The following is a 21687-nucleotide window of genomic DNA, read 5'->3' on the forward strand; positions in this document are numbered from 1 at the left end:
GCTGATCCGCATATCGCTCGGCCGGCTCGAACTCTGGCGCCGAGCGGCACCACCGAACCGTCAACGCGTTTCTACCCGTATTGGCTCGCGGCCGGCTGAGGAGAACCTTTCCATATGGCCGAAAACCGTGGGTCGAAGGCCCGTCCGATGGGTTCGACGGCGGCGCCGAGCGCAACGGACCATGGGTCGGCGATACCGGGCTGCAGGCGCGGCAGTCTCCGGTCGCGGTGCTCTGCGATGGAGGGCAGCAACGGATGTATCGCGTCGACCAGCCGGCTCGCCAGTCGATCCGGCGCGCCGCAGAGAATGACGGTCTGCGGATCGAAGACCGTCTCCAGCAGATGCACGCTCCAGCGCAAGTCGCCGGCAGCTCTTTCGATCCATCCAGCCATGCGCGGGTCGCCTTCTTCGGCGAGACGGTTGATGACCGCGTAGAGGTCGGGGCTGGCGGGATCGATGTCGAGATGCTGATAGAGCGAGGCGAGCGAGGCCCGGTGCTCCAGCGGAGCGGCAGGGCCGGAAGCCGAAAGCAACGCCATGCCGATCTCCCCGGCATTGCCGTTGGCACCGCTGTAAAGCTCGCCGCCGAGGATCAACCCGGCGCCGATACCATAGCCGAGATAAAGGCAGACGGCATGGTCCAGCCCATGGGCCGCGCCGACCATGCGCTCGGCTGTGGCGCAGGCGGCAGCGTCGTTCTGCAGCCCGACATCGAGGCCGGTCCCGTCCCCCAGCGTCTCGATCAGCGGAAAGGCCTGCCAGGCCTCCATCATCCAGGGATCGTCGCCACCGCCCCCGATGCCGAAGGGTCCGGGCATGGCGACGCCCAGGCCCACAAGCCGTTCCTCCGCGCGAGCGGCAAGGCGGACGAGGTCACGACGCACCCTGGCGATCAGGTCGAGAATGGTGGCGATGCCCCTTGCCGGACCACCGCGCGGCAACACCGCCTCGGCCCGCGCGAGCACTTCGCCAACGAGATTGACCGCCAGGGCACGCGTGACGTGCCGGTCGATCTGCAGGCCGATCGCAAAGGCCCCCTCCGGTACAAGCTGGTAGGGTCGCGAGGGTTGGCCCCTGCCCTTGCGCACGACGTCCTGCGCGGTGACGAGGCCATTGCTTTCGAGCTCGTCGATAATGTTGGAGACGGCCTGCTTGGTGAGCCGCGTCGCCCGCGCCAGATCGGCCCGCGACAACGCCCCGTTGACCCTGAGCGCGTCGATCATCACGCGCCGGTTATGGGCGCTCGTGCCTTCGTGATTGGTGCCGCTCTTGGCCCGGATCGGACGTCCGTCTTTCATGAGCAATTCCCTCTTGACTCCTATAGAATATTGAAGAACTAATAAGTCAATACAGTTGACTTAATAAGGAACCGAAGAGTTCCGGGGAACGCCGAGGGCCGAACAAAGGCCGGCTCAATGACGCTCCGACGAAGTGCCGGCGCCCGCGCATGCCGTGGACGCTCGCAAGACCATTGGTGACGGTTCGCGACCCGCCATCAAAACTCGCGTGAATGTCAAGAAAACTGGAGGCAGGAATGTTGAAATCCTCAAGCAAGCTTTTGATGGGCGCGGCCCTCATCGGCGCGTCCTTCGCGTCGCATGCCTACGCCGAAACGACGATCAACGCGCTTTTCATGGCGCAGGCCGCTTATAGCGAAGCCGATGTGAGGGCGATGACGGACGCCTTCACCAAGGAAAATCCGGATATCAAGGTCAACCTCGAATTCGTCCCCTATGAGGGCCTGCACGACAAGACGGTGCTGGCGCAGGGCTCCGGCGGCTACGACGTCGTGCTCTTCGACGTGATCTGGCCAGCCGAATATGCCAGCAACAACGTGCTGGTGGACGTTTCTTCGCGCGTCACCGACGATATGAAGAAGGGCGTGCTGCCCGGCGCATGGACCACCGTCCAGTACGACGGCAAGTATTACGGCATGCCCTGGATCCTCGATACCAAGTACCTGTTCTACAACAAGGAAATCCTGGAAAAGGCCGGTATCAAGAACCCGCCGAAGACCTGGGAAGAATTGACCGAGCAGGCCAAGACGATCAAGGACAAGGGCCTGCTTGCCACTCCGATCGCCTGGAGCTGGGCGCAGGCGGAAGCCGCGATCTGTGACTACACCACCCTCGTCAGCGCCTACAAGGGCGATTTCCTCAAGGACGGCAAGCCGGACTTCCAGAACGGCGGCGGTCTCGATGCGCTGAACTACATGGTGTCCAGCTACGCCTCGGGCGTCACCAACCCGAACTCCAAGGAATTCCTGGAGGAGGACGTCCGCAAGGTCTTCCAGAACGGCGACGCTGCCTTCGCGCTCAACTGGACCTACATGTACAACATGGCCAACGACCCGAAGGACAGCAAGGTCGCCGGCAAGGTTGGCGTTGTTCCGGCTCCGGGCGTGGCCGGCAAGAGCGAGGTTTCGGCCGTCAACGGCTCGATGGGCCTCGGCGTGACGACTGCCAGCAAGAATCCCGACGAGGCGTGGAAGTACATCGCCTTCATGACCTCGCAGGCGACGCAGAACCAGTACGCCAAGCTCAGCCTGCCGATCTGGGCCTCCTCCTATGAGGATCCGGCCGTCACCAAGGGCCAGGAAGAGCTGATCGCCGCCGCCAAGGTCGGGCTCGCCGCCATGTACCCGCGCCCGACGACGCCGAAGTACCAGGAACTCTCCACCGCCCTCCAGCAGGCCATTCAGCAGTCGCTGCTCGGCCAGTCCCCGCCGGAGGACGCGCTGAAGGCCGCAGCCGAGGACAGCGGCCTCTAGGCCAACCATCGACTCGGGCGGCGCGAGACGCTGCCGCCCGGCCTTTCCGCATTCAGTAAACCGAAAGAGCGCTCCATGTCCGGCACCTGGCTGACAACCCGCGCATGGCTGTTGATGCTGCCCCTGCTCGCGGTCATGATCGCCGTCATCGGATGGCCGCTTGCCGACACCGTCGGCCTTTCCTTCACGGACGCCAAACTTGTCGGTACGCCCGGCAACTTCGTCGGCATCGACAACTATGTGAAGATGGTCTCCGGCAATAATTTCCAGCGCACGCTGCTGACGACGGCATGGTTCGCCATTGTCTCCGTGGCCGCCGAAATGGTGGTCGGCGTGCTGGCAGCGCTGCTCCTCAATCAGGAATTCCGGGGCCGCACGACGCTGCGCGCCCTGATGATCCTTCCCTGGGCGCTGCCGACCGTTGTCAACGCCACGCTCTGGCGGCTGATCTACAATCCAGAATACGGCGCATTGAACGCTGCCCTGACGCAGATCGGCCTGATCGACACATACCGCTCCTGGCTCGGCGAGCCCGGCAGCGCTCTCACCGCACTGATCGTCGCCGATTGCTGGAAGAATTTTCCGCTGGTGGCTCTCATCGCGTTGGCAGCCCTGCAAGCCGTTCCGCGCGACGTGACGGCGGCCGCGCTGGTGGATGGTGCCGGCCCGTTCTCGCGCTTCCGCTTCGTCATCCTGCCGCATATTGCCGGACCGCTGATGGTGGCGCTGGTGCTGCGCACGATCGAGGCTTTCAAGGTTTTCGACATCATCTGGGTCATGACGCGCGGCGGCCCGGCCAATAGCACGCGCACGCTCTCGATCCTCGTCTACCAGGAAGCCTTCTCCTTCCAGCGCGCAGGGTCGGGAGCATCGCTGGCCCTGATCGTGACGCTGCTCGTCAGCGTCCTGGCGGCGACCTACGCGTCGCTGGTGCGCAAGGCTGCGGGGAGTGCCGCCTGATGGAACGCAAGAGCCCTCTCTTCACGATCTTCATCTATATCTCGGCCATCCTGCTTGCGCTCATCATCCTCGCGCCGATCCTCTGGCTCTTTGTAATGAGCATATCGCCGGCCGCCGATCTTGCCGCGAAACCGCTGCGCTGGTGGCCGCAAACGGCGGATTTCTCGCGCTACGGTGTCCTGCTATCGACCGTGGAGAACAGCGCGGGGGCCGCCTTCACCGCCTCGCTGCGCAACAGCATCACCATTGCCGGCATGGCGACCTTGGTGGCGCTGGCGCTCGCCATTCCCGCCGGCTGGGCCGTTTCCCGAACGCCATCCGTCGGCTGGTCGCTTTCGATGGTGATTGCCACCTACATGCTGCCGCCGGTCGCGCTCGCCGTACCGCTCTACCAGGGACTTGCCTATCTCGGCATGTTGAACAACGTGTTCGGCCTGGCGCTGGTCTACCTGACGATCCTCGCCCCCTTCACCACGTGGCTGATGAAATCCGGGTTCGATTCCATTCCGAAGGAGATCGAATCCGCCGCCATGATCGATGGGGCGGGCCTTTTCCAGACGCTGAAGATCATCACCCTGCCGCTCGCCATGCCTGTCATGGCGACCTCGGCACTCTTCGCTTTCCTGCTCGCCTGGGACGAATTCTTCTACGCACTGCTCTTCACCTCTGACCAGCGGGCCAAGACCCTGACGGTGGCCATCGCCGACCTGGCGGGCGGACGCGTCTCCGATTACGGGCTGATTGCCACAGCCGGCGTGCTTGCCGCCCTGCCGCCGGTGCTGGTCGGCCTCCTCATGCAACGTGCCCTGATCTCGGGACTGACTAGCGGCGGCGTCAAGGGATGACCATGAACGCAAACAAACCACGCCCGGCGGGACTTGCCGCCATCGACCGCGAAATGGCACGCCAGCACGCCGATGCGCTTTCCTCGTTCGACGGTGCGGCGGAGACGGCCGCCAAGGCCGCCGCCTCGCTGAAGCGAACCCGCGCGCTGCTGCTTCTCGGCATGGGCGGCTCCCATGCCGTCAACCGCGCCGTCGAGCCGCTCTACCGCGCGCTTGGCGTCGACGCCATCGCAGTCCCGCTCTCCGAGCAGCTGGGCCAGCCGCTTGCCCTCGAAGGGCGCACCATCTTCGTCACGTCGCAATCGGGTGAGAGCGCCGAAGTGCATCGCTGGTTCGCCGAGGCCGGCGGAACGGCGGACACCTTCGGCTTGACCCTGGAGGCCGGATCCTTCCTCGCAGGCGCCGCTCCCTCGCTGGTCGGGGCGGGCGGCACCGAGCTTGCCTTCGCGGCCACCCGCAGCCTGACGGTGACATTTGCGCTGCATCTCGCTGTCCTCGCCGCGCTCGGGGAGGATGCCGCGCCGGCTCTTGCCGTGCTGCGCTCGCCCGAGGCCGCTTCCATCGATGCAGCCCTTTCCGCCCTTGAAGGCGTCGCAAGCATCGTCACGTCGGGCCGCCGTCTGCAGGGCCTTGCCGAAGCACTGGCACTCGGCCTGACCGAACTTTCCCGCTGCCCCTGCTTCTCGCTGGAAGGCGGACAACTGCGCCACGGCCCGATGGAAATGCTCGGCCCCAAGATCGGCGTGATCCTGTTCCGCGGCAAGGACTCGACAGCCGGGCTGGTGACAGCCATGGCCACTTCGGCCGTAGAGACGGGCGCGCCTGTCATCATCTTCGATGCCTCCGGAGAGGAGGATGTGACCGGAGCAACCACCATCCGCTTCCCGCCCGCGACGGGGCTCGCCGCGATCTTTTCCATGCTGCCGGTCGCACAGAAGCTGATGATCGCCTTCGCCGAGACTCGCGTCGAGAACGCCGGCACGCCGGTCCGCTCGACCAAGATCACCCGGAGCGAGTGATGCGTCCGCTAGCAGTCGTCGGCAACGTCAACATCGACCTCATCCTCGGTCCTGCCGCGCCCTGGCCGAAGGCGGGCACCGAGATCATTGTCGATCACGACGAGCTGCGCGTCGGCGGCGCGGCCGGCAACAGCGCCCTCGCCTGGGAGGCGCTTGGTGTCGACTTCGCTATTGCGGCCAATATCGGCGACGACCAGTTCGGTCGCTGGTTGAAGGAAAGCTTCGGCCACCGCGCCGAGAAGTGGCCGGTTCGCCCCGAAGGCACGACGCTTTCGGTCGGCATCACCCATCCGGACGGCGAGCGGACCTTCTTCACCACACGCGGGCACCTGCCGCGCTTCAGCCTGGAAGACGCCCTTTCCGCCCTCGACGGCAACGCGCTGCAGGGTGGCTATCTCCTCCTCTGCGGCTGTTTCCTGACCGACGACCTGACGGCACGCTACGACGCCTTCTTCGACTGGGCCGATAGCAACGGTATCGCCGTAGCGCTCGACACCGGCTGGCCGCTCGACGGCTGGACGGAACGGAATCGCGAGGCGACCCGCGGCTGGCTCTCGCGTTCGGCCATCGCCCTGTTGAACGAGGTGGAATCGAACGCACTTGCCGGTTCGGACGATCCGGCCGAAGCCGCGCGCACGATCCAGGCCCACATGCCGGCCGGCGCGACCGTCGTGGTCAAACGCGGACCGGATGGCGCAATCGCAATCGGGCCGGATGGCGCTCTGTTGTCAGCTGCCGCACCCGCCGTAAAGGTGATCGACACGATCGGCGCGGGTGACGTCTTCAATGCCGCCTTCCTCGCCGCGCTCGCGGCGGGCAAACCGCTTTCGGAAAGCCTTGCCGCCGGCACGAGGATCGCTTCACGCGCCATATCTACACTGCCCCGCAGCTACGACGGGATTTCGATATTCGAGGACACTAAGCGATGAGCGCGCTGGAAATCCATGACATCCGCAAGACCTATGGCGACGTCGAGACGCTGAAAGGCATCAACATCGCCTTGGAGAGCGGTGAATTCCTGGTGCTGCTCGGGTCCTCCGGCTGCGGCAAGTCCACGCTCCTGAACATCATCGCGGGCCTCGCCGAGGCGAGCGGCGGCGACATCCAGATCGGCGGGAGGTCTATCCTCGGTGTACATCCGAAGGACCGCAACATCGCCATGGTCTTCCAGTCCTACGCCCTCTACCCGAACTTGACGGTGCACCGGAACATCGGCTTCGGCCTCGAAATGCGCAAGGTGCCCACCGCCGAGCGCGAAAAGGCTGTGCGTGAGGCCGCCCGCCTGCTGCAGATCGAGAACCTGCTCGACCGCAAGCCGAGCCAGCTTTCCGGTGGCCAGCGCCAGCGCGTCGCCATCGGCCGGGCATTGGTGAGAAAGCCCGACGTCTTTCTCTTCGATGAGCCTCTGTCGAACCTCGACGCCAAGCTGCGCATGGAGATGCGCACCGAGCTAAAGCGCCTGCACCAGATGCTGAAGACGACCGTGGTCTACGTCACCCACGACCAGATCGAGGCGATGACGCTCGCGACGCGCATCGCCGTCATGCGCGACGGACGTATCGAACAGCTCGGCACGCCGGAGGAAATCTACGATCGCCCGGCAACGCTCTATGTTGCAACCTTCGTCGGCGCGCCGCCGATGAACCTCCTCAAGGTCACGGCAAAGGGCGGACGCCTGGCGCTGGAGGGCACCGACGAAACGCTGCCCTTGCCCACCCGCTTCGCCGGCCGGCTTGACGAGGGTCGCCCGCTGGTTCTCGGCCTGCGCCCGGAATTGCTCAAGCTTCATGGCGCCGGTCCCTCGATTGCCGCGACTGTCGACGTGGCAGAGCTCACCGGTCCGGAGCTCGTAGTCAGCGCCAGCGCCGGTTCGCAGCGCCTCATGGCTTGCCTGCCACCGCGCACCCGGCTTCTCCCGGGTGAGGCCCTGCGCCTTTCCTTCGAAGAGGAGGCGATGCACCTCTTCGACCCGGAAAGCGGCGTGAGCTGCCTCTGACCGGCAGTCCTGAAAACCAACTCGGCTTCGAACCTGATGCAGCACTTGAGTTCGGGCGGCGTTTGAACCGTCCTGAACCGCAGAGGTCATGGTCCGTCGGGGCGACGAACCCGCCGCGCTGACCGACAGCTATCGAGACTGATTTCCGCCCCGCCTTTCCAGCTGGAGAGACGGCAACGGCATTCCCGTCACCTCGTCCAGTCGTGGGGGTACTGCAATGGGGATCGGTTCTATTTGGAAATCAAGGCAGCGCCGTCGCGGAAACCCGCGCCAACGGGCGCCTCGACGTTTGACCGGCTGCGGCGATCGAGGAGGCGGCTACTTCACATGCTTCTTCAGCGAATGGGCCTGGGCTTGAGCCAGGCGCAGCGCCCGGAGTTCCTGGGTCTTCTTCTCCCGTGCGGCAACCTCCGCCGCCGTGATCTGCTTGGCGATGCTGCCAGCCTGCTCGGCCGCGAGCTTAGCAGGCTTGAAGAATTCTTCCTTCGTGGCTGTCATCTCTTCCTCCAGTTCGTGCCGCAAGGGAGATCGAAAACGCGACTCCTCGACGCCCGCTAGCGGGCGGCAAAGACTTTCTTCTTCGGCGCGGGCAACAGGCCCTCGCGCTGCAGTTGCTTGCGAGCCGCCTTGCGTGCCCGGCGAATAGCCTCGGCTTTTTCCCGAACGCGCTTTTCCGAGGGCTTTTCGTAGGCGCTACGCGCCTTCATTTCACGAAACAACCCTTCGCGCTGCATCTTCTTCTTCAGCGCCCGAAGCGCTTGGTCCACATTGTTGTCTCTGACGAATACTTGCAAAGTATCTCCTTCTCCGGCTCGCGCCGCTATTTTCTGGTTTTGATGGCACTGGGGTTGATCCATGAGGACACCGAAGCAGCGGGCCGTGAGCGCTCCTTCTTTCCAGTGGCGGTTGAAAGTTCGTTGTCGATCTCGGCCTCTGTTATGCGTCGTTCGCAATTCTCATCGTCGAACCGTATGCGATACTGCGCCATACCATAGGTTTCCGGAAGTACCGAAAGAATACGGCACGGGCGCTCCGACTTGGGGCTACGAAGCCCACCGGTCTTGAGGAAGACCGAGTCGCCGACCGAATACAGATGCCTCGGCATGTAATTCTCCAATATGGCAAGAATAAAGGCCGGTGCACTATCGCGACCTTCTGTCATCATCGCCCCAAGGCGTACCGGCCCACTCGTGGCCACGCGGGGAAATGTCAGAGATTCAGGCCGCCCGTAGGTTGTCCGCCGAGCTTTTGCCCGAGCGCTTGTCCTGCACGATGTCGAAGCTGACCTTCTGGCCCTCGGCAAGAGCGCGCAGTCCAGAGCGCTCTACCGCAGAAATGTGGACGAAGACGTCCGCACTTCCGTCGTCAGGCTGGATGAAACCAAAACCCTTCGATGCATTAAACCACTTTACGGTGCCGGTATTCATAGGATTCCCTTTCAATCGCTCGTCACCCGGTCAACAGCGACCCGGCAACAAAAATCGACGTTGAGAGGAGATCTGAGAGGGCCGCAAGGCTCGGACAAAAGTCGTCAGCAAAGTTCGATCGTGCCAATATAAACACCGACGGCGATAAAGCAATGACGGCCGGCACTTTATCGTGGGCCAGCCGTATCATCCGTTCGACCAACAGCAGTCCTCCGCTGCCGTGATGCCTGCGGACCCATCGATAAACGCGCCCACCATTGCGAATTTTCCTCTGAACGAGAGGACGACGGAATGGGTGAACACATCGTGGGCGATTCGTGTGTCGGGTCCATAAAAGTCGCTCGAGATGATCTTGATCCCGCATGGGAGCGAGAGCCCATACAGCTTCCCGGGCGTGCGGCTCTTTGGAATTCGCAATGATGACTGAAGGCTGGGACGGCGACTGAAACACGCCATACGTCATCGAGGATTTTCGCGGCCGGATTGGCCGTTAGCCCCCGCCTGTGACGGTCGCGCCGCCCCGATTCTGCCTTGGAATGAGGCGCGGGACGGGCGATGCGGATCGACAAATATCCGTCGGCGGCTTGCTAAATCCACGCTTTGCGCCTATCGTTTTGCATCGATCTTGTTTGATGATCTTTGTTTGCGCGGAGGCGCCACGAATTTCCCTTTCAACTTCGGTCTAAAATACTGCCTCGTGACTTTACGCGGCAGCACCTAAACTTATGTACGATCCAAGGGAAATCGCCATGAATACAGGCACGGTAAAGTGGTTTAATGCATCGAAGGGCTTTGGCTTTATCGAAACGGATAATGGCTCTGCCGACGTATTCGTTCACATCTCCGCCGTTGAGCGCGCGGGTCTGCGTGGACTTTCGGACGGTCAGAAGGTCACCTTCGACATCGTTCAGGACAAGCGCTCTGGCAAGTCGTCCGCAGATAATCTGCGTGCCGTCTAATGTGTCTGCTCACTCTTGACCACAGATGTGCTGGCAGGGTGACGACAACAGAAAAAAGGCCGGTCTGACCGGCCTTTTGCTTTTCTAGGCCAAGCAGAGTGAGCCGCGCCGGGCTCGGTTGTTCCTTTGCTCACGGCAAGAAGCTTTGCGCCGGGTGTATCCTCATATGCGCCGCTGTGGCGGCGAAGCCCGTGCTGACGACATCCTCCGTGGCGGCCGGCCAAGACGCTTGCGTAGCTCGCTCGCGAGTTCGTCCGCCGAGGTCATTCCACCTTGGAACAAGTGGATCAGGAGAAATGCAGCTGCATTGAATGTGCGAGGCTGCTCAAGAAGGAGGTCGGCATTGTAGCCGGCACCACTGAGAACGCCCTGAATCATGTTCAGATCATCGCTTGTAACAGCCGCGCGGAGCGTGGAAGACATAACGCCCTCCTTTCGGTCGAGGTTAGGGTGGCAACCCTCAACCAGCAGCGACTGAGAACAGCTGCTGATCCAGTCACCATGCGCCTGCCCGGCATGGAAAGCAACGCGACCGGCAAAAGCCGAGGCAAAATCGCACTGGCCTGCCGAGCTGCCGATGACCCCCAACGGCGCCTCACCGACCACATCCACCGTCAAGAGATAGTAAATTGTGCTGAGGAAAAGCTCGCGACGAAACGCCGCCAATTGACCTTGATTGATTAATTGCCAAAGAGGGCTGCGAAGCGCATTCTGACTGCCTCAGAAGCCAAGTCCGGGCGCTGCTGGTTGAGGGTCCCCACCCTAACCTTGACTGAAAGGAGGACCGGATGTCTTCCAATGCCAATCAGGTGGATTTTCGCTCATCCGATACGCAAATGCTGCGCGAAATCCTGAAGAAGGCCGGCTACGTCACATCCAGGATGGAGCCGCTTGCGGGTCCGCGATGCGAAGCATCACAATCCCTGCTGCTGCGGTTCAAGACAGGGATACTGTCCGAGCTGCGCGAGCGATAGTCGCGGCGCCTGATATTCCATATGGATAGCGAAAAGATGCGAACGGCAGGCAGATGCCTCCGGCAAGTTCGCTGACCTGCCGTCAACAACTAAGCCAGAAGTTTCTGCCGAATGATAGCGGCGACGCAGGGATCATCGACCCGGCGTTTCGGAGGAAGCTGATTTGCCGCTCTTTCGCTTCGCCTTGGTCGCAGTCTTGGCCTTGTCGGCTTCCAGCGCTTCACTTGCAAGGCGCGCTTGGCGCAGCCTTTCGCTCTTTGCGTCGGTGCGTGCGCGCTCTTGCTCTATGATTTCCCATGCGGCGTCATTTGTCGCCCTTGCTGTTTTTTCGCTTTTTGACAGCGTCCGCTGTTGCTCGTCAGCTGCACGTAATTTCATCCTGATTCCCCTGACGATAAAAATAAAAAAGGCCGGGGCAAAAGCGCACCGACCTTCCTCATAATCGCTTACCTACCAATGCCAGTACATCCGTGGTCAAGGTCATAAGCCATTACAACATTGCGAGCGACAGATACTTTCCAGCGCTCACCAGCAATGCCGCTGAAGTGAGATATAGTGAGCCATTGTGGTTAAAACAAGTCGCCGGCTTTGCCGCGCCGCTCGCCGTTAGGAGTTTTTATCTTGAGACGCGAGCAATCGCGTGGCTGCGGCTTATTTTCCTCGGACAGGCCGACGTGTCTTCTCGCCCTTGCCCTTGGAGGATGATGTCTTGGCATCGAGCGACTGGCCGAAATTGGTTCCACCGAGGTGACCGCCGCCGCTGGTGTTGGCCACCTGGCGCCGGGCTCTCGATAGCAGGATGTCGGCATCCGTCTTCTTCATAACGCTTCTCCGTCTTCAAACAAAAGAGGCCGGGGTTGACCCGACCTTCTTCAATCGCTGTCCCGAGTGCCAATACGTCCATGGATAAATAGGTTCACAGATCTCATCTTCTAGAGCTCCGCACGTCTTCAGTAGCGTCCTTGCCTCTGCGCCTATCGTGTCGGATGTCGAAGCCAACCGCAGCCAAGCTCCGCGCCGCTAAGCAACTCTTTGCGAAACTTTACTGGCATCGGAGGCCGGTGCGGATCACGCTTGACTCGACGGATCAACCGGAGGCCGAAATGAGCGCGTCCAGGATCGCTGAAGTCCATCAAGCCCCGAGCTTCGCCATGTCATCAGAAGCGAGTGCGACCAATGTTGACGCCCCGACCCGGTACCTCACGGTGGGAGAACACACATATGCCTTCAGGCGCTTCGGCGGAGGCACCGGCCTCCCGCTGCTTTTCCTCCAGCATTTCACGGGAACGCTCGACAACTGGGATCCTGCGGTCACCGATCCGCTCGCCTCCGGCCGAGAAGTCATCCTCTTCGACAATTCGGGCGTTGGCCGCTCCTCTGGCGACACACCGCGAACGATCGGAGAGATGGCCAAGCACGCGCTTGCATTCCTCGACGGCTTGGGTCTGAGCAGCTGCGACGTCCTCGGATACTCGCTTGGCGGGATGGTCGCTCAGCAGATGGCACAGGATCGGCCCTCTGTCTTTCGACGGATCATTCTGGTGGGCACGGCTCCACGGGGCGGCGAAGACATCATGCGCATCGAGCGGCCCAATCTTTCCAAATACTTCAGCGACCCGACCCTCAAGGGATACGCGATCCTGCAGAAGATCTTCTTCACGCCCTCACCGGCGAGCCAGGCCGCCGGCGGCGCCTTCATTGGAAGGCTCGCGCAAAGGACGTTGGATCGCGAACCTCCCTCCGGCCCCCAAATTGCCTTGGCCCAGATCGCCGATTTTCGCGAGTGGGAGAGATATAGCGGCGAGCGCTTTGCCGATCTGAAGAACATTCGCCAGCCCACGCTCGTCATCAACGGCGTGCACGACGAGATGATCCCCGTCAGGAACTCATACTGGTTGAGCGAAAACCTCCCGAACGCGGTTCTCCTCACCTATCCCGACGCCGGGCACGGCTCCCTCTTTCAATATCACGAGTCCTTCACAAGGCAGGCGACAGCATTCCTCGCGTCGGACGCTCGGTTCGCTCCTTACTGACGGGCAATGCGGCTTCGGCCAAAACAAGACGGATGTGCTCACCTTGTGGCACGCCGGCGTTCTGATTGCCGGCCGCCGTACAAGGTGGAATATGCCCTCGGACCAACACCTAAGTACAATCGACACTCACCCAACAATACAATATCATGTCAAAATAACCAGAGAATGATCGACAGTATTCTATCAGCGCGAGTAATGCATAACACGTCATACTCGCATGATGATACTTAAGAAAAACGAAGACATCGCCCCAATAGAACACCAACCGCCTGTACTGATATTAATGTATCGAGTTGCGCATCAAAATCAGGCGCTTTTAAATCGAAATACCTCGACGCAAATAAATCTTGTCTGCGCTGCAGATAAACAGCTCAGAAGATTGTTGCGCTCATTAGATAGGTAGCAGTAACCCGACTAGACGATTGGCGCGCCGCTTATGCGGTTTCTCTTCGAGAAGATGCCGAATGGCAGTTTTTTCGGAGCGGGATCAACGTGCAAACCGGGAGTTTGCATGCAACCGGCGGCTCTCGCTGGACAGAAACTGCGGTTTATAATCGAAGGCTGCTGTAAATTGAAAACCGGCGACATCATCCATTTCGGCCCTTTCCGCCTGATCCCCTCAGAACGATTGCTTCTTACGGGTGACGGACCTGTTGCGATCGGCGGCCGGGCACTCGATATTCTGATTGCCCTGGTCGACAAGGCAGGCAGCATTGTTAGCAAGCGAGAGCTTACGGATCTTGTCTGGAAAAATGTCACGGTCGAAGACGTCAATCTTCGGACTCAACTCTCCGTCCTCCGGCGAGCCTTGGGGGACGGCCAGGAAGGGGTCCGATACATCATCAACGTTCCGGGAAAGGGCTATAGCTTCGTAGCACGGGTTCGGCGCTCCAACGCGCAGGATGTTGCCCGGGATGCCGCGCCGGATGTCAATGCATTGCGCAGCAAGATACCATCGCTGCCGGGCCTCTTGGTTGGCCGGACCGATACTGTCTCGCAATTGTCGTCGCTGCTCATGTCGCGGCGTTTCGTTAGCGTGATCGGGCCTGGAGGTATCGGCAAGACGACTGTCGCCGTGGCCGTAGCCCATTCGCTGAGTCAGCGGTTCGGCAGCGGTGCCATGTTCTTTGTCGATCTATCCTCGATTGGTGCGACCGACGACGTCCCGACCGCCGTCGCCCAAGCACTCGGCTGCTTTTCGGACGGATGGGATCCCGAATCCGAGATCCTGAGCTTTCTGGCGGAAAGGCACACTCTTCTCGTTATCGACAACTGCGAGCATGTCATCGACGCCGCCGCGTCTCTCTGCGAGCGCCTTTTTCTCACGGCACCGACGGTGCATCTTCTGGCGACCAGCCGCGAGGCCCTGCGCGCCGAAGGTGAAAATGTCCATTTCCTGGCAGCGCTCGAGTGCCCTTCGGAGAAAACGCCTAATGCTCGCGAGGCCCTCGCCTCGACCTCCGTGCAGCTTTTTATCCATAGGGCGGCGTCCTGCGGATATTGCACTGAATTGAGTGACGACGACGCCCCGATCGCTGCGCATATTTGCCGGCGCCTGAATGGCATTGCGCTGGCCATTTCGATCGTTGCCAGTCGCGTTGCGACCTATGGCATCCGCGGAACCGCAGACCTTCTCGACGACGATACCGATCTCACATTGAGGGGATGCAGGAGCGCCGCGCCCCGACACCAGACGCTGCAATCCATGGTCGACTGGAGCTTCGAGACATTGTCGGAAGCAGAGCAGAAAATCCTCTGCAAACTATCCGTATTCGCCGGCGAATTCACACTGCATGCAGCGCAGGCGGTCGCCGGGGACCCCGGCGATGCATCAGATTCGATCATCAAGACAATCGTCAGCCTGGTCGACAAGTCACTCATCTCGATATCTGCCAAGCGTGAGGCGACGATCTACAAGCTGCTCAACGCGACGAGGGCTTATGCGGCGCGCAAGCTTGCGCAAGGCGACGACGAGGAAGAGGCGGCAAGAAGACATGCGGGCTATTACATCGACTTCCTGGCGTCGGCCGTTGAAGTCCACACTTCCCACGACGTCACCGTTGTCTCCTCCTATGCGCCGCATCTGGACAATATTCGCAAGGCGCTGACGTGGAGCTTTTCCAATCCGGCTTATCTTCTCATGGGCGTCGATCTGGCATGCGCTGCGGCGCCGATATTGCTCCGGCTCTCGCGGTTTGATGAGTGCGAATATTGGTGTCGGCGCGCCTTGGGAGCACTAAGGGAGGCTGATCGGGGCACGCCGCGGGAGCGGCGGCTTCAAGAAGCCTTTGCCATGTCTCGCAGCTGCTCGCAGAGGAGCGATCGAACGGCGATCACGTATAGGCCACGAGGCCGGGGCCCCGGAGACGCCGGGATGCCGACTTTCCTGTCGGAGGCGATTGCCTAGAGGCCGTTCGAACTTCCGCGAACTGCTGTAGCGTAGCACGGCGGGGTTGCGCGCTGGTAGAGGCCGACACCTAAGTACTATCGACGCCCACGCGCGACTGCAATACCATGCGCCCACACCTTCAAGACCCGCGAGAAAGGCTGGCAGAGCCGGACGATCGAATCGTTAGCAGGGACGAGGAGAGAAACGCCTTAGGGAACCGCGTCTCTCCGAGGCTTTGAGTGCGTGTTTTGGACCTCTGCTTGCCATTTCTACCAAGGATTTAGTCGCGGCTGTAAAAGATCGGGTCAGCATTGGGATGCGGGGGCACGATGAAACAGCATTCAGGCTATCGGTTCGAAGTCTTGCGACCAAGTGCGGATTTCACGTTGTATCGCGGGTACGCGGCCGGCGAACCGCCGGTACTTGCCCTGGCACTCACCGAACAGCAAGCGTCTTCCCGGAACTATGAACGCCTCGCGCATGAGACCCAGATCGCGTGCGACCTTGAATCTGCCTGGGCCGTTTGCCCGATAGCTCTCACGCGCCATGAAGGTGTAGACATGCTCCTTCTCGAGGATCGCGGCGGCGAACCTCTGGATGTCGTGCTCTTTCAAAAAGACAGACCATGCGATTTGATCTGGTTGCTGGAAGTCGCCACGAGCATGGCCGCCGCCGTAAGCCAGATGCACAAGCGCGGCCTCATTCACAGGGACATCAAGCCGGCCAACCTCATCCTCGACAATGGACGAATTCGCCTGACCGGATTCGGCCTCGCCTCGAGGCTGCGAGGCGAGTCGCATGCTCCCGCGCCAACGGATGTCATTGCCGGCACGCTCGCCTACATGGCCCCCGAGCAAAGCGGCCGCATGAACCGTTCGATTGACGCTCGAAGCGACCTCTACTCGCTGGGAATCAGCCTATACGAGCTCTTTACGGGGGAATTGCCTTTTACGGCCTCAGAGCCGGTGGAATGGATGCATTGCCATGTCGCACGGCAGCCCCTGCCACCCAGCGCGAGAGTTCACAGCCTCCCTCCCGTTATCGACGCGATTGTCCTGAAGCTCCTCGCCAAGAATCCCGAAGAACGATACCAGACAGCCGCAGGGCTGGAAGCAGACCTTCACCAATGCCTTGAAGACTGGGCCACACGAGGCGAAATCGAGAACTTTCGGCTCGGCCAGAAGGATGTCTCGGATCAACTGGCCATTCCCGAAAAGCTTTATGGGCGTGACGCCGAGATCGAGGTTCTGTTTGCGGCGGCGAAGCGTGCAGCGATCGATGGCACCTGCGAGGTGGTGTTCGTGTCGGGTTACTCCGGCATAGGAAAATCGTCGTTCGTCAACGAACTTCACAAGATGCCGGTGCCGGCACGCTGCCTGTTCGCAACCGGCAAGTTCGACCAATACAAGCGCGATATCCCGTACGGCACGCTGGCACAGGCGCTTCAGGCACTCGTGCGTCAGCTGCTTAACAAGAGTGACTTGGAGCTCGCGCGCTGGCGCGAGGAACTGCTTTCGGCGCTGGGGTCGAACGGGCAGTTGATGGTGAACCTGATCCCCGATCTCTCTCTTTTGATCGGTGAGCAACCGCCAATACCCCAGGTCGATCCACAGAGCGCGCAGGCTCGATTTCAGGCGGCGTTCCGCGGCCTTCTTGGTGTTTTCACCAAACCGGAACATCCGCTCATCCTGTTTATCGATGATCTACAGTGGATGGACGCGGGCACGCTTGAGCTGTTGGAGATTGTCGTCACCGATCCCGAGACACATCATCTCATGGTTGTTGGCGCCTACCGGGATAACGAGGTCGGTCCCAGGCATCCCTTGTCCATCACCATTGATGCGATCCGCTCCAAGCGAGGCTCAATTGCCGAGATCGCCCTCAAGCCGCTTGGAGCCCCTCATCTGGCGCGCCTTTTCGCCGATACCTTGAATTCGAATGTGCGGCGGACAAACCAGCTGGCCGAGCTCGTGCTGGAGAAGACGGAAGGCAATCCATTCTTCGCGATACAATTTATTGTCGCATTGACCGACGAGGGACTACTCACATTCGATCAAGAGCACGCAACCTGGCAATGGGATATCGAGCGGATTCAGGCAAAGGGCATCACCGACAACGTCGCTGACCTGATGGCCTCGAAGTTGAACCGCCTATCCGCCGGTACGCAGAAAGCCTTGCGCCAGTTGGCCTGCCTGGGGAACTCCGCGGATATTCAAACAGTTGCACGTGCGTGGGGAAGCTCGGAGGATGGCGTTCGCCTGACACTGCAGGAGGCCGAGGAAGCGGGCTTGATACACCTCCTGGGCGACTCCGTTGTTTTCTTGCACGACCGCGTCCAGGAAGCAGCCTACTCGCTCATTCCTGAAAGTGAGCGACCGGAGATGCATCTGCAAATTGGCAGAAGGCTCCTGTCGGTCGCCTCGCCGGCCGAACGCGACGAAAGAATCTTCGAGATCGTCAACCAGTTCGAAAGAGGCACAACGGCTATCGAGTCTGATTCCGAGCGAGGGCTGGTGGCCGGACTCAATCTCACGGCGGGGAAGCGCGCCAAAGGTGCAAGCGCATATGCCTCCGCACATGCATATTTTGCCGCCGGGCGGGCGTTGCTGGGTCAAAGTGCTTGGGAACTGCAGTACCAGTTGGCCTTCGATCTGGAGCTGCAACAGGCAGAGTGCGAAATTGTCGGCAACGAGCTTGTCGCTGCAGAGCACCGGCTCGCCTCGCTGTCTGAACGGGCTGTTGACCTCGCGGATCAAGCCGACGTCGTCTGCCTTGCCGTATTGCTCTTTTTTACCACAGGCAGAAGCGAACGCGCCGTGGAGGTCGCACTCGGCTTTCTCTCGCAGGTCGGCATCGCGTGGTCACCGCATCCGAGCGAAACGGACGTACAGCTCGAATACCTAGAGATGCGAAGAAAACTGGCTGACCAAGCCATTGACGAGCTCATCGACCTGCCAAGCATGAGCGATCCGAGCTGCATCGCCACCATGTCCGTGCTGATGGAGCTGTTTCCCGCTGCCTATGCCGTCGATAGGTATCTGATGGAACTCGTGCTCCTGCGTATGACGAACCTCAGCCTCGACTACGGCAACTGCGAAAGCTCAAGCGTTGCCTACTCCGCCTTGAACATGGCGCTGGGCTCGCATTTTTCGGACTATTCGACCGCCTTCGGCCTGGGCGAACTCGGCTGCCAACTGGTGGATCGCCGCAGTGCCGACCGCTACCAGGCGCGGGTTTATTCCTGCTTTGCAGCGTTCACGATGCCATGGATCAAGCATATACCCCTCTGCCGGCCGATGATGACACGCGCGTTCGAGATCGGCAGCGCCATGGGCGACAAGGCTTTCGCCGCCTATAATTCCAGAAACCTCATGACCCATCTGCTGGTCTCCGGGAGGCCGCTTGCCCAGGTTCAGCGAGAGGCCGAACAGGCGCTGGCGTTCGCCAGGAGAATTGAGCTCGGAATTCCCGCGGAGCGTTTCTTCGGACAGCTCGATCTCATCCGAAAGCTCCGCGGCGTCGCCGCGGAAGACGGATTCGACGCGGAATGGGCCAGCCAGGATATCGAGGGACACCCGGGCCTGGCCATGATGGTGTGCTACCACTGGGTTTTCAGGCTGCAGGAACGCTTCTTTGCTGCGGATTTTCCCGCGGCCCTGGAGGCGGCCGAAAGGGTGGAAGGAATTAGATGGACCATGCGGTCGTCCATCGAGGAAGCCGAGTATGATTTCTATGCGGCCCTCTCGTGCGCAGCCGCAATCGACAAGGACCCGGAAGAGCAACGCCCGCAACGCTTCCAAGCTATCTCGAAACACTACGAGCGGATTTGCCTCTGGGCAGAAAATTGCCCCGAAAACTTTGCCAATCGACGTGCCTTGGTGGGCGCCGAAATGGCGCGGCTCGAAGGTCGCGAAATCGAGGCTCAATATCTCTATGAGGAGGCCGTACGGCTCTCGCGCGAGCATGGCTTCCTTCAGAACGAAGCGCTCGCCAACGAGCTCGCCGGCGAATTCCATGCGGCGCGCGGCCTTGAAACCATTGCGTTCGCCTACCTCCTCAATGCGCGTAGCTGCTATGAACGGTGGGGCGGTTCGGGTAAGGTCAGGCAGCTTGATGCCCGCTACCCGAAACTGAGGCCGCGCGCATCCGCGCATCACTGGGTGGATACGATCGACGCGCCGCTGGCCCAACTCGACGTAGAGACCGTGGACAAGGCCTCTCAGACCCTCTCCAGCGAAATGGTCCTGCCCAGCCTGCTCGAAAAGCTCATGCGCCTGGCTGTTGAACACGCGGGAGCCGAGCGCGGACTCCTCATTCTTCTCCATGACGGCGAGCCGCATGTCGAAGCGAATGCCACAACGGGCCGGGGCAACGTAGAGGTCGTGGTCGAAAGGTCACCTGTCACCCCGTCCACCCTTCCCCTGTCGGCGCTCCAATATGTGCTGCGCACCCACGAACGGCTGGTCCTTGGTGATGCCTCTGTTCAGGGCCTGGATCCGGACGACGAATACCTGCGTGGCAACAAGCCCCGATCCGTTCTCAGCCTCCCGATTTTCAAGCAGACCGATCTCATAGGCGTGCTCTATCTGGAGAACAACCTTACCGCGCACGCCTTCACCAACGACAGAGTGGCTGTACTGGATTTCCTGGCGTCTCAAGCGGCGATCTGGCTGGAGAATGCCCGGTTATATTCCGACCTGAAAAGAAACGAGACATGGCTGCGGGAGGCGCAACACCTCAGCTTGACCGGCAGTTGGTATTGGTGCGTGAATACGAACAAGATTGAGTTTTCGGAACAGATGTACCGCATCTATGAGCTCGACCCGACGGTGCCGCTAACGCCGGAGCTGATCCAAGGCCGCATCCATCCGGAAGATCGTCCGCTCATGTACGAGATGGTCGAGATAGCCCGCGGACCTGCCACCGATCTTGACTATCTCTTCCGGGCGCAGATGCCGGATTCTTCCATCAAGCACCTGCACATGGTCGCCCACGGAGCCCGCGACAAGGACGGCGAGTTGGTCTACGTCGGGGCGATCCAGGATATAACGGCGCGCTACCGGGCCGAGGAGGCCCTCAGCAAAGCCCGGTCCGAGCTCGCGCATGTAACGCGCGTGACGACGCTTGGCGTCCTGACGGCGTCAATCGCGCACGAGGTCAATCAGCCGCTTCTGGGCATCATCACGAACGCCAGTACCTGCCTCAGGATGCTGGCCGCCGACCCGCCTAATCTCGACGGCGCGCGCAGGACGGCCGAACGCTCGATCAGAGATGGCCACCGCGCGGCGGACGTGATCAAGCGGTTGCGCGCGCTGTTTGGCAAGAAGGGCACGTCGACCGAACTCGTAGACCTGAACGATGCGGCACGAGAGATCATAGCGCTCTCTTCCAGCGAGCTTCAGCGAAGCGGCGTCATTCTGCAGTCCGAATTTGTCGGAGGTCTGCCGCCTGTGGTCGGCGATCGCATTCAGCTTCAGCAGGTAATACTAAACTTGCTCCTGAACGCATCGGACGCCATGCGGGACGTATGCGATCGTCCGAGAAGATTGCTGGTCCGAACGGCGCTGGACGGCCCCGATGGTGTGAGACTTGCCGTCCAGGACGCAGGTATCGGCGTTGCCCCGGAGGCTGTCGAGCGGCTCTTCGAGGCGTTCTACACGACCAAGGAAGACGGGATGGGGATGGGGCTCTCTGTCAGCCGGTTTATTGTAGAGAGCCATCATGGTCGCCTGTGGGCGGCCGCCAATGATGGCCCTGGATGTACTTTTTCTTTCTCCATTCCACGCGCAGATAGCGATGCCATGCCGAGCCGGGCCTCAGGCCCTGTTCGTTCAGCTTCCAAGACGAACGGCGGTGTGTCATGAGGGGTTCCAGATGACGGATCGTTTGCTGATATCGATCGTCGATGACGACCAATCCGTTCGGGAGTCGCTACCGGATTTGGTGAGCGAATTCGGCTATGCCGTGCAGGTATTCTCCTCCGCCGAGGATTTCCTCAAATCTCATTGGAGGGCCAAGACCAAATGTCTCATTCTCGACATCGCAATGCCGGGCATGTCCGGGCCTGATCTCCAATTGGAGCTTAAACGTCGCGGCTCGAGCATTCCCATCATTTTCATTACCGCACACGGTGATGAGTTGATCCGGCCGCAGGTGATGGAACGCGGCGCAGTCGACTGCTTGTTGAAGCCTTTCAGTGACACGGCCTTGCTGGGAGCCATCAATGCCGCCTTTCGAGAAGGCTGAGCGGTCCACATATTGTGCAAAATGGTCTAGTATCAATTCGGTGAATTCGATCGCGGATGGAGGTGGCCG

19 protein-coding genes are annotated in these 21687 nt (G+C 60.9%); 13 read left to right on the top strand and 6 right to left on the bottom strand.

What is annotated here, in order from left to right:
• Nucleotides 1-71 precede the first annotated feature (71 nt).
• Nucleotides 72-1298, bottom strand: a complete 1227-nt coding sequence (locus EV286_RS28575; RefSeq protein WP_132960647.1) for an ROK family transcriptional regulator — start codon at nt 1296-1298, stop codon at nt 72-74.
• A gap of 236 nt (nt 1299-1534) precedes the next feature.
• Between EV286_RS28575 and EV286_RS28580 the strand changes: the two genes are divergently transcribed.
• The 6 genes from EV286_RS28580 to ugpC all read left to right on the top strand — a co-directional run bounded on the left by EV286_RS28580 (nt 1535) and on the right by ugpC (nt 7590).
• Nucleotides 1535-2770, top strand: a complete 1236-nt coding sequence (locus EV286_RS28580) for an extracellular solute-binding protein (protein ID WP_132960648.1) — start codon at nt 1535-1537, stop codon at nt 2768-2770.
• 75 nt (nt 2771-2845) lie between these two features.
• Nucleotides 2846-3730: a sugar ABC transporter permease gene (locus EV286_RS28585; RefSeq protein ID WP_132960649.1), complete on the top strand. Its 885-nt coding sequence runs from the start codon at nt 2846-2848 to the stop codon at nt 3728-3730.
• On the top strand, nt 3730-4575 hold the full coding sequence (locus EV286_RS28590) for a carbohydrate ABC transporter permease (protein ID WP_132960650.1): 846 nt from the start codon (nt 3730-3732) through the stop codon (nt 4573-4575). The genes EV286_RS28585 and EV286_RS28590 overlap by 1 nt, the downstream gene beginning before the upstream one ends.
• Complete coding sequence (locus tag EV286_RS28595; RefSeq protein ID WP_132960651.1) at nt 4572-5594, top strand: SIS domain-containing protein; 1023 nt, start codon at nt 4572-4574, stop codon at nt 5592-5594. Before EV286_RS28590 ends, EV286_RS28595 begins: the two co-directional genes overlap by 4 nt.
• A complete protein-coding gene (locus EV286_RS28600; RefSeq protein ID WP_132960652.1) occupies nt 5594-6523 on the top strand; it encodes a PfkB family carbohydrate kinase in 930 nt (309 codons plus the stop codon). The genes EV286_RS28595 and EV286_RS28600 overlap by 1 nt, the downstream gene beginning before the upstream one ends.
• A complete protein-coding gene (gene ugpC, locus EV286_RS28605) occupies nt 6520-7590 on the top strand; it encodes a sn-glycerol-3-phosphate ABC transporter ATP-binding protein UgpC (protein WP_132960653.1) in 1071 nt (356 codons plus the stop codon). The genes EV286_RS28600 and ugpC overlap by 4 nt, the downstream gene beginning before the upstream one ends.
• A gap of 318 nt (nt 7591-7908) precedes the next feature.
• Here the strand turns inward: ugpC and EV286_RS28610 are convergent, their stop codons facing one another.
• The 4 genes from EV286_RS28610 to EV286_RS28620 form a co-directional block, all read right to left on the bottom strand.
• Nucleotides 7909-8088: a hypothetical protein gene (locus EV286_RS28610; RefSeq protein ID WP_132960654.1), complete on the bottom strand. Its 180-nt coding sequence runs from the start codon at nt 8086-8088 to the stop codon at nt 7909-7911.
• Between the two features lie 56 nt (nt 8089-8144).
• Nucleotides 8145-8384, bottom strand: a complete 240-nt coding sequence (rpsU, locus tag EV286_RS28615) for a 30S ribosomal protein S21 (protein WP_132960724.1) — start codon at nt 8382-8384, stop codon at nt 8145-8147.
• Between the two features lie 26 nt (nt 8385-8410).
• Nucleotides 8411-8695, bottom strand: coding sequence for a cold-shock protein (locus EV286_RS32330; protein WP_207909939.1), 285 nt, complete (start codon nt 8693-8695; stop codon nt 8411-8413).
• A 112-nt stretch (nt 8696-8807) separates the two neighbouring features.
• Nucleotides 8808-9017 (bottom strand): cold-shock protein, encoded by a 210-nt coding sequence (locus EV286_RS28620; protein WP_132960655.1) that lies wholly within the window; start codon nt 9015-9017, stop codon nt 8808-8810.
• A 749-nt stretch (nt 9018-9766) separates the two neighbouring features.
• On the opposite strand from EV286_RS28620, the gene EV286_RS28625 reads away from it, so the two are divergent.
• The 3 genes from EV286_RS28625 (at nt 9767) to EV286_RS28635 (ending at nt 10950) form a co-directional block, all read left to right on the top strand.
• Complete coding sequence (locus EV286_RS28625; RefSeq protein WP_132960656.1) at nt 9767-9976, top strand: cold-shock protein; 210 nt, start codon at nt 9767-9769, stop codon at nt 9974-9976.
• A 273-nt stretch (nt 9977-10249) separates the two neighbouring features.
• Entirely contained in the window at nt 10250-10660 is a 411-nt protein-coding gene (locus EV286_RS28630; RefSeq protein WP_132960657.1) for a hypothetical protein, read from the top strand.
• A 104-nt stretch (nt 10661-10764) separates the two neighbouring features.
• Nucleotides 10765-10950: a hypothetical protein gene (locus EV286_RS28635; RefSeq protein ID WP_132960658.1), complete on the top strand. Its 186-nt coding sequence runs from the start codon at nt 10765-10767 to the stop codon at nt 10948-10950.
• Nucleotides 10951-11601: 651 nt separating this feature from the next.
• On the opposite strand, the gene EV286_RS32160 is transcribed toward EV286_RS28635, so the two are convergent.
• Nucleotides 11602-11772, bottom strand: a complete 171-nt coding sequence (locus tag EV286_RS32160; RefSeq protein WP_165932971.1) for a hypothetical protein — start codon at nt 11770-11772, stop codon at nt 11602-11604.
• 281 nt (nt 11773-12053) lie between these two features.
• On the opposite strand from EV286_RS32160, the gene EV286_RS28640 reads away from it, so the two are divergent.
• From EV286_RS28640 to EV286_RS28655, 4 genes are all read left to right on the top strand, one after another.
• On the top strand, nt 12054-12983 hold the full coding sequence (locus tag EV286_RS28640; RefSeq protein WP_207909940.1) for an alpha/beta hydrolase: 930 nt from the start codon (nt 12054-12056) through the stop codon (nt 12981-12983).
• A 571-nt stretch (nt 12984-13554) separates the two neighbouring features.
• Nucleotides 13555-15390 carry a winged helix-turn-helix domain-containing protein gene (locus EV286_RS28645; protein WP_165932972.1) on the top strand — a complete coding sequence of 612 codons (1836 nt, stop codon included), beginning with the start codon at nt 13555-13557 and terminating at the stop codon, nt 15388-15390.
• Between the two features lie 311 nt (nt 15391-15701).
• Nucleotides 15702-21236 carry an AAA family ATPase gene (locus EV286_RS28650; protein ID WP_132960660.1) on the top strand — a complete coding sequence of 1845 codons (5535 nt, stop codon included), beginning with the start codon at nt 15702-15704 and terminating at the stop codon, nt 21234-21236.
• A 10-nt stretch (nt 21237-21246) separates the two neighbouring features.
• A complete protein-coding gene (locus EV286_RS28655) occupies nt 21247-21618 on the top strand; it encodes a response regulator (protein ID WP_132960661.1) in 372 nt (123 codons plus the stop codon).
• Nucleotides 21619-21687 lie beyond the last annotated feature (69 nt).

Source organism: Rhizobium sp. BK251, assembly GCF_004345245.1.
Taxonomy (GTDB): Bacteria; Pseudomonadota; Alphaproteobacteria; order Rhizobiales; family Rhizobiaceae; genus Rhizobium.

What these genes read in the sequence shown, in the direction of transcription:
- EV286_RS28575 (WP_132960647.1), bottom strand. Translation starts at nt 1,298, where the DNA reads ATGAAAGACGGACGTCCGATCCGGGCCAAGAGCGGCACCAATCACGAA.
- EV286_RS28580 (WP_132960648.1), top strand. Translation starts at nt 1,535, where the DNA reads ATGTTGAAATCCTCAAGCAAGCTTTTGATGGGCGCGGCCCTCATCGGC.
- EV286_RS28585 (WP_132960649.1), top strand. Translation starts at nt 2,846, where the DNA reads ATGTCCGGCACCTGGCTGACAACCCGCGCATGGCTGTTGATGCTGCCC.
- EV286_RS28590 (WP_132960650.1), top strand. Translation starts at nt 3,730, where the DNA reads ATGGAACGCAAGAGCCCTCTCTTCACGATCTTCATCTATATCTCGGCC.
- EV286_RS28595 (WP_132960651.1), top strand. Translation starts at nt 4,572, where the DNA reads ATGACCATGAACGCAAACAAACCACGCCCGGCGGGACTTGCCGCCATC.
- EV286_RS28600 (WP_132960652.1), top strand. Translation starts at nt 5,594, where the DNA reads ATGCGTCCGCTAGCAGTCGTCGGCAACGTCAACATCGACCTCATCCTC.
- ugpC (WP_132960653.1), top strand. Translation starts at nt 6,520, where the DNA reads ATGAGCGCGCTGGAAATCCATGACATCCGCAAGACCTATGGCGACGTC.
- EV286_RS28610 (WP_132960654.1), bottom strand. Translation starts at nt 8,088, where the DNA reads ATGACAGCCACGAAGGAAGAATTCTTCAAGCCTGCTAAGCTCGCGGCC.
- EV286_RS32330 (WP_207909939.1), bottom strand. Translation starts at nt 8,695, where the DNA reads ATGCCGAGGCATCTGTATTCGGTCGGCGACTCGGTCTTCCTCAAGACC.
- EV286_RS28620 (WP_132960655.1), bottom strand. Translation starts at nt 9,017, where the DNA reads ATGAATACCGGCACCGTAAAGTGGTTTAATGCATCGAAGGGTTTTGGT.
- EV286_RS28625 (WP_132960656.1), top strand. Translation starts at nt 9,767, where the DNA reads ATGAATACAGGCACGGTAAAGTGGTTTAATGCATCGAAGGGCTTTGGC.
- EV286_RS28635 (WP_132960658.1), top strand. Translation starts at nt 10,765, where the DNA reads ATGTCTTCCAATGCCAATCAGGTGGATTTTCGCTCATCCGATACGCAA.
- EV286_RS32160 (WP_165932971.1), bottom strand. Translation starts at nt 11,772, where the DNA reads ATGAAGAAGACGGATGCCGACATCCTGCTATCGAGAGCCCGGCGCCAG.
- EV286_RS28640 (WP_207909940.1), top strand. Translation starts at nt 12,054, where the DNA reads ATGAGCGCGTCCAGGATCGCTGAAGTCCATCAAGCCCCGAGCTTCGCC.
- EV286_RS28650 (WP_132960660.1), top strand. Translation starts at nt 15,702, where the DNA reads ATGAAACAGCATTCAGGCTATCGGTTCGAAGTCTTGCGACCAAGTGCG.
- EV286_RS28655 (WP_132960661.1), top strand. Translation starts at nt 21,247, where the DNA reads ATGACGGATCGTTTGCTGATATCGATCGTCGATGACGACCAATCCGTT.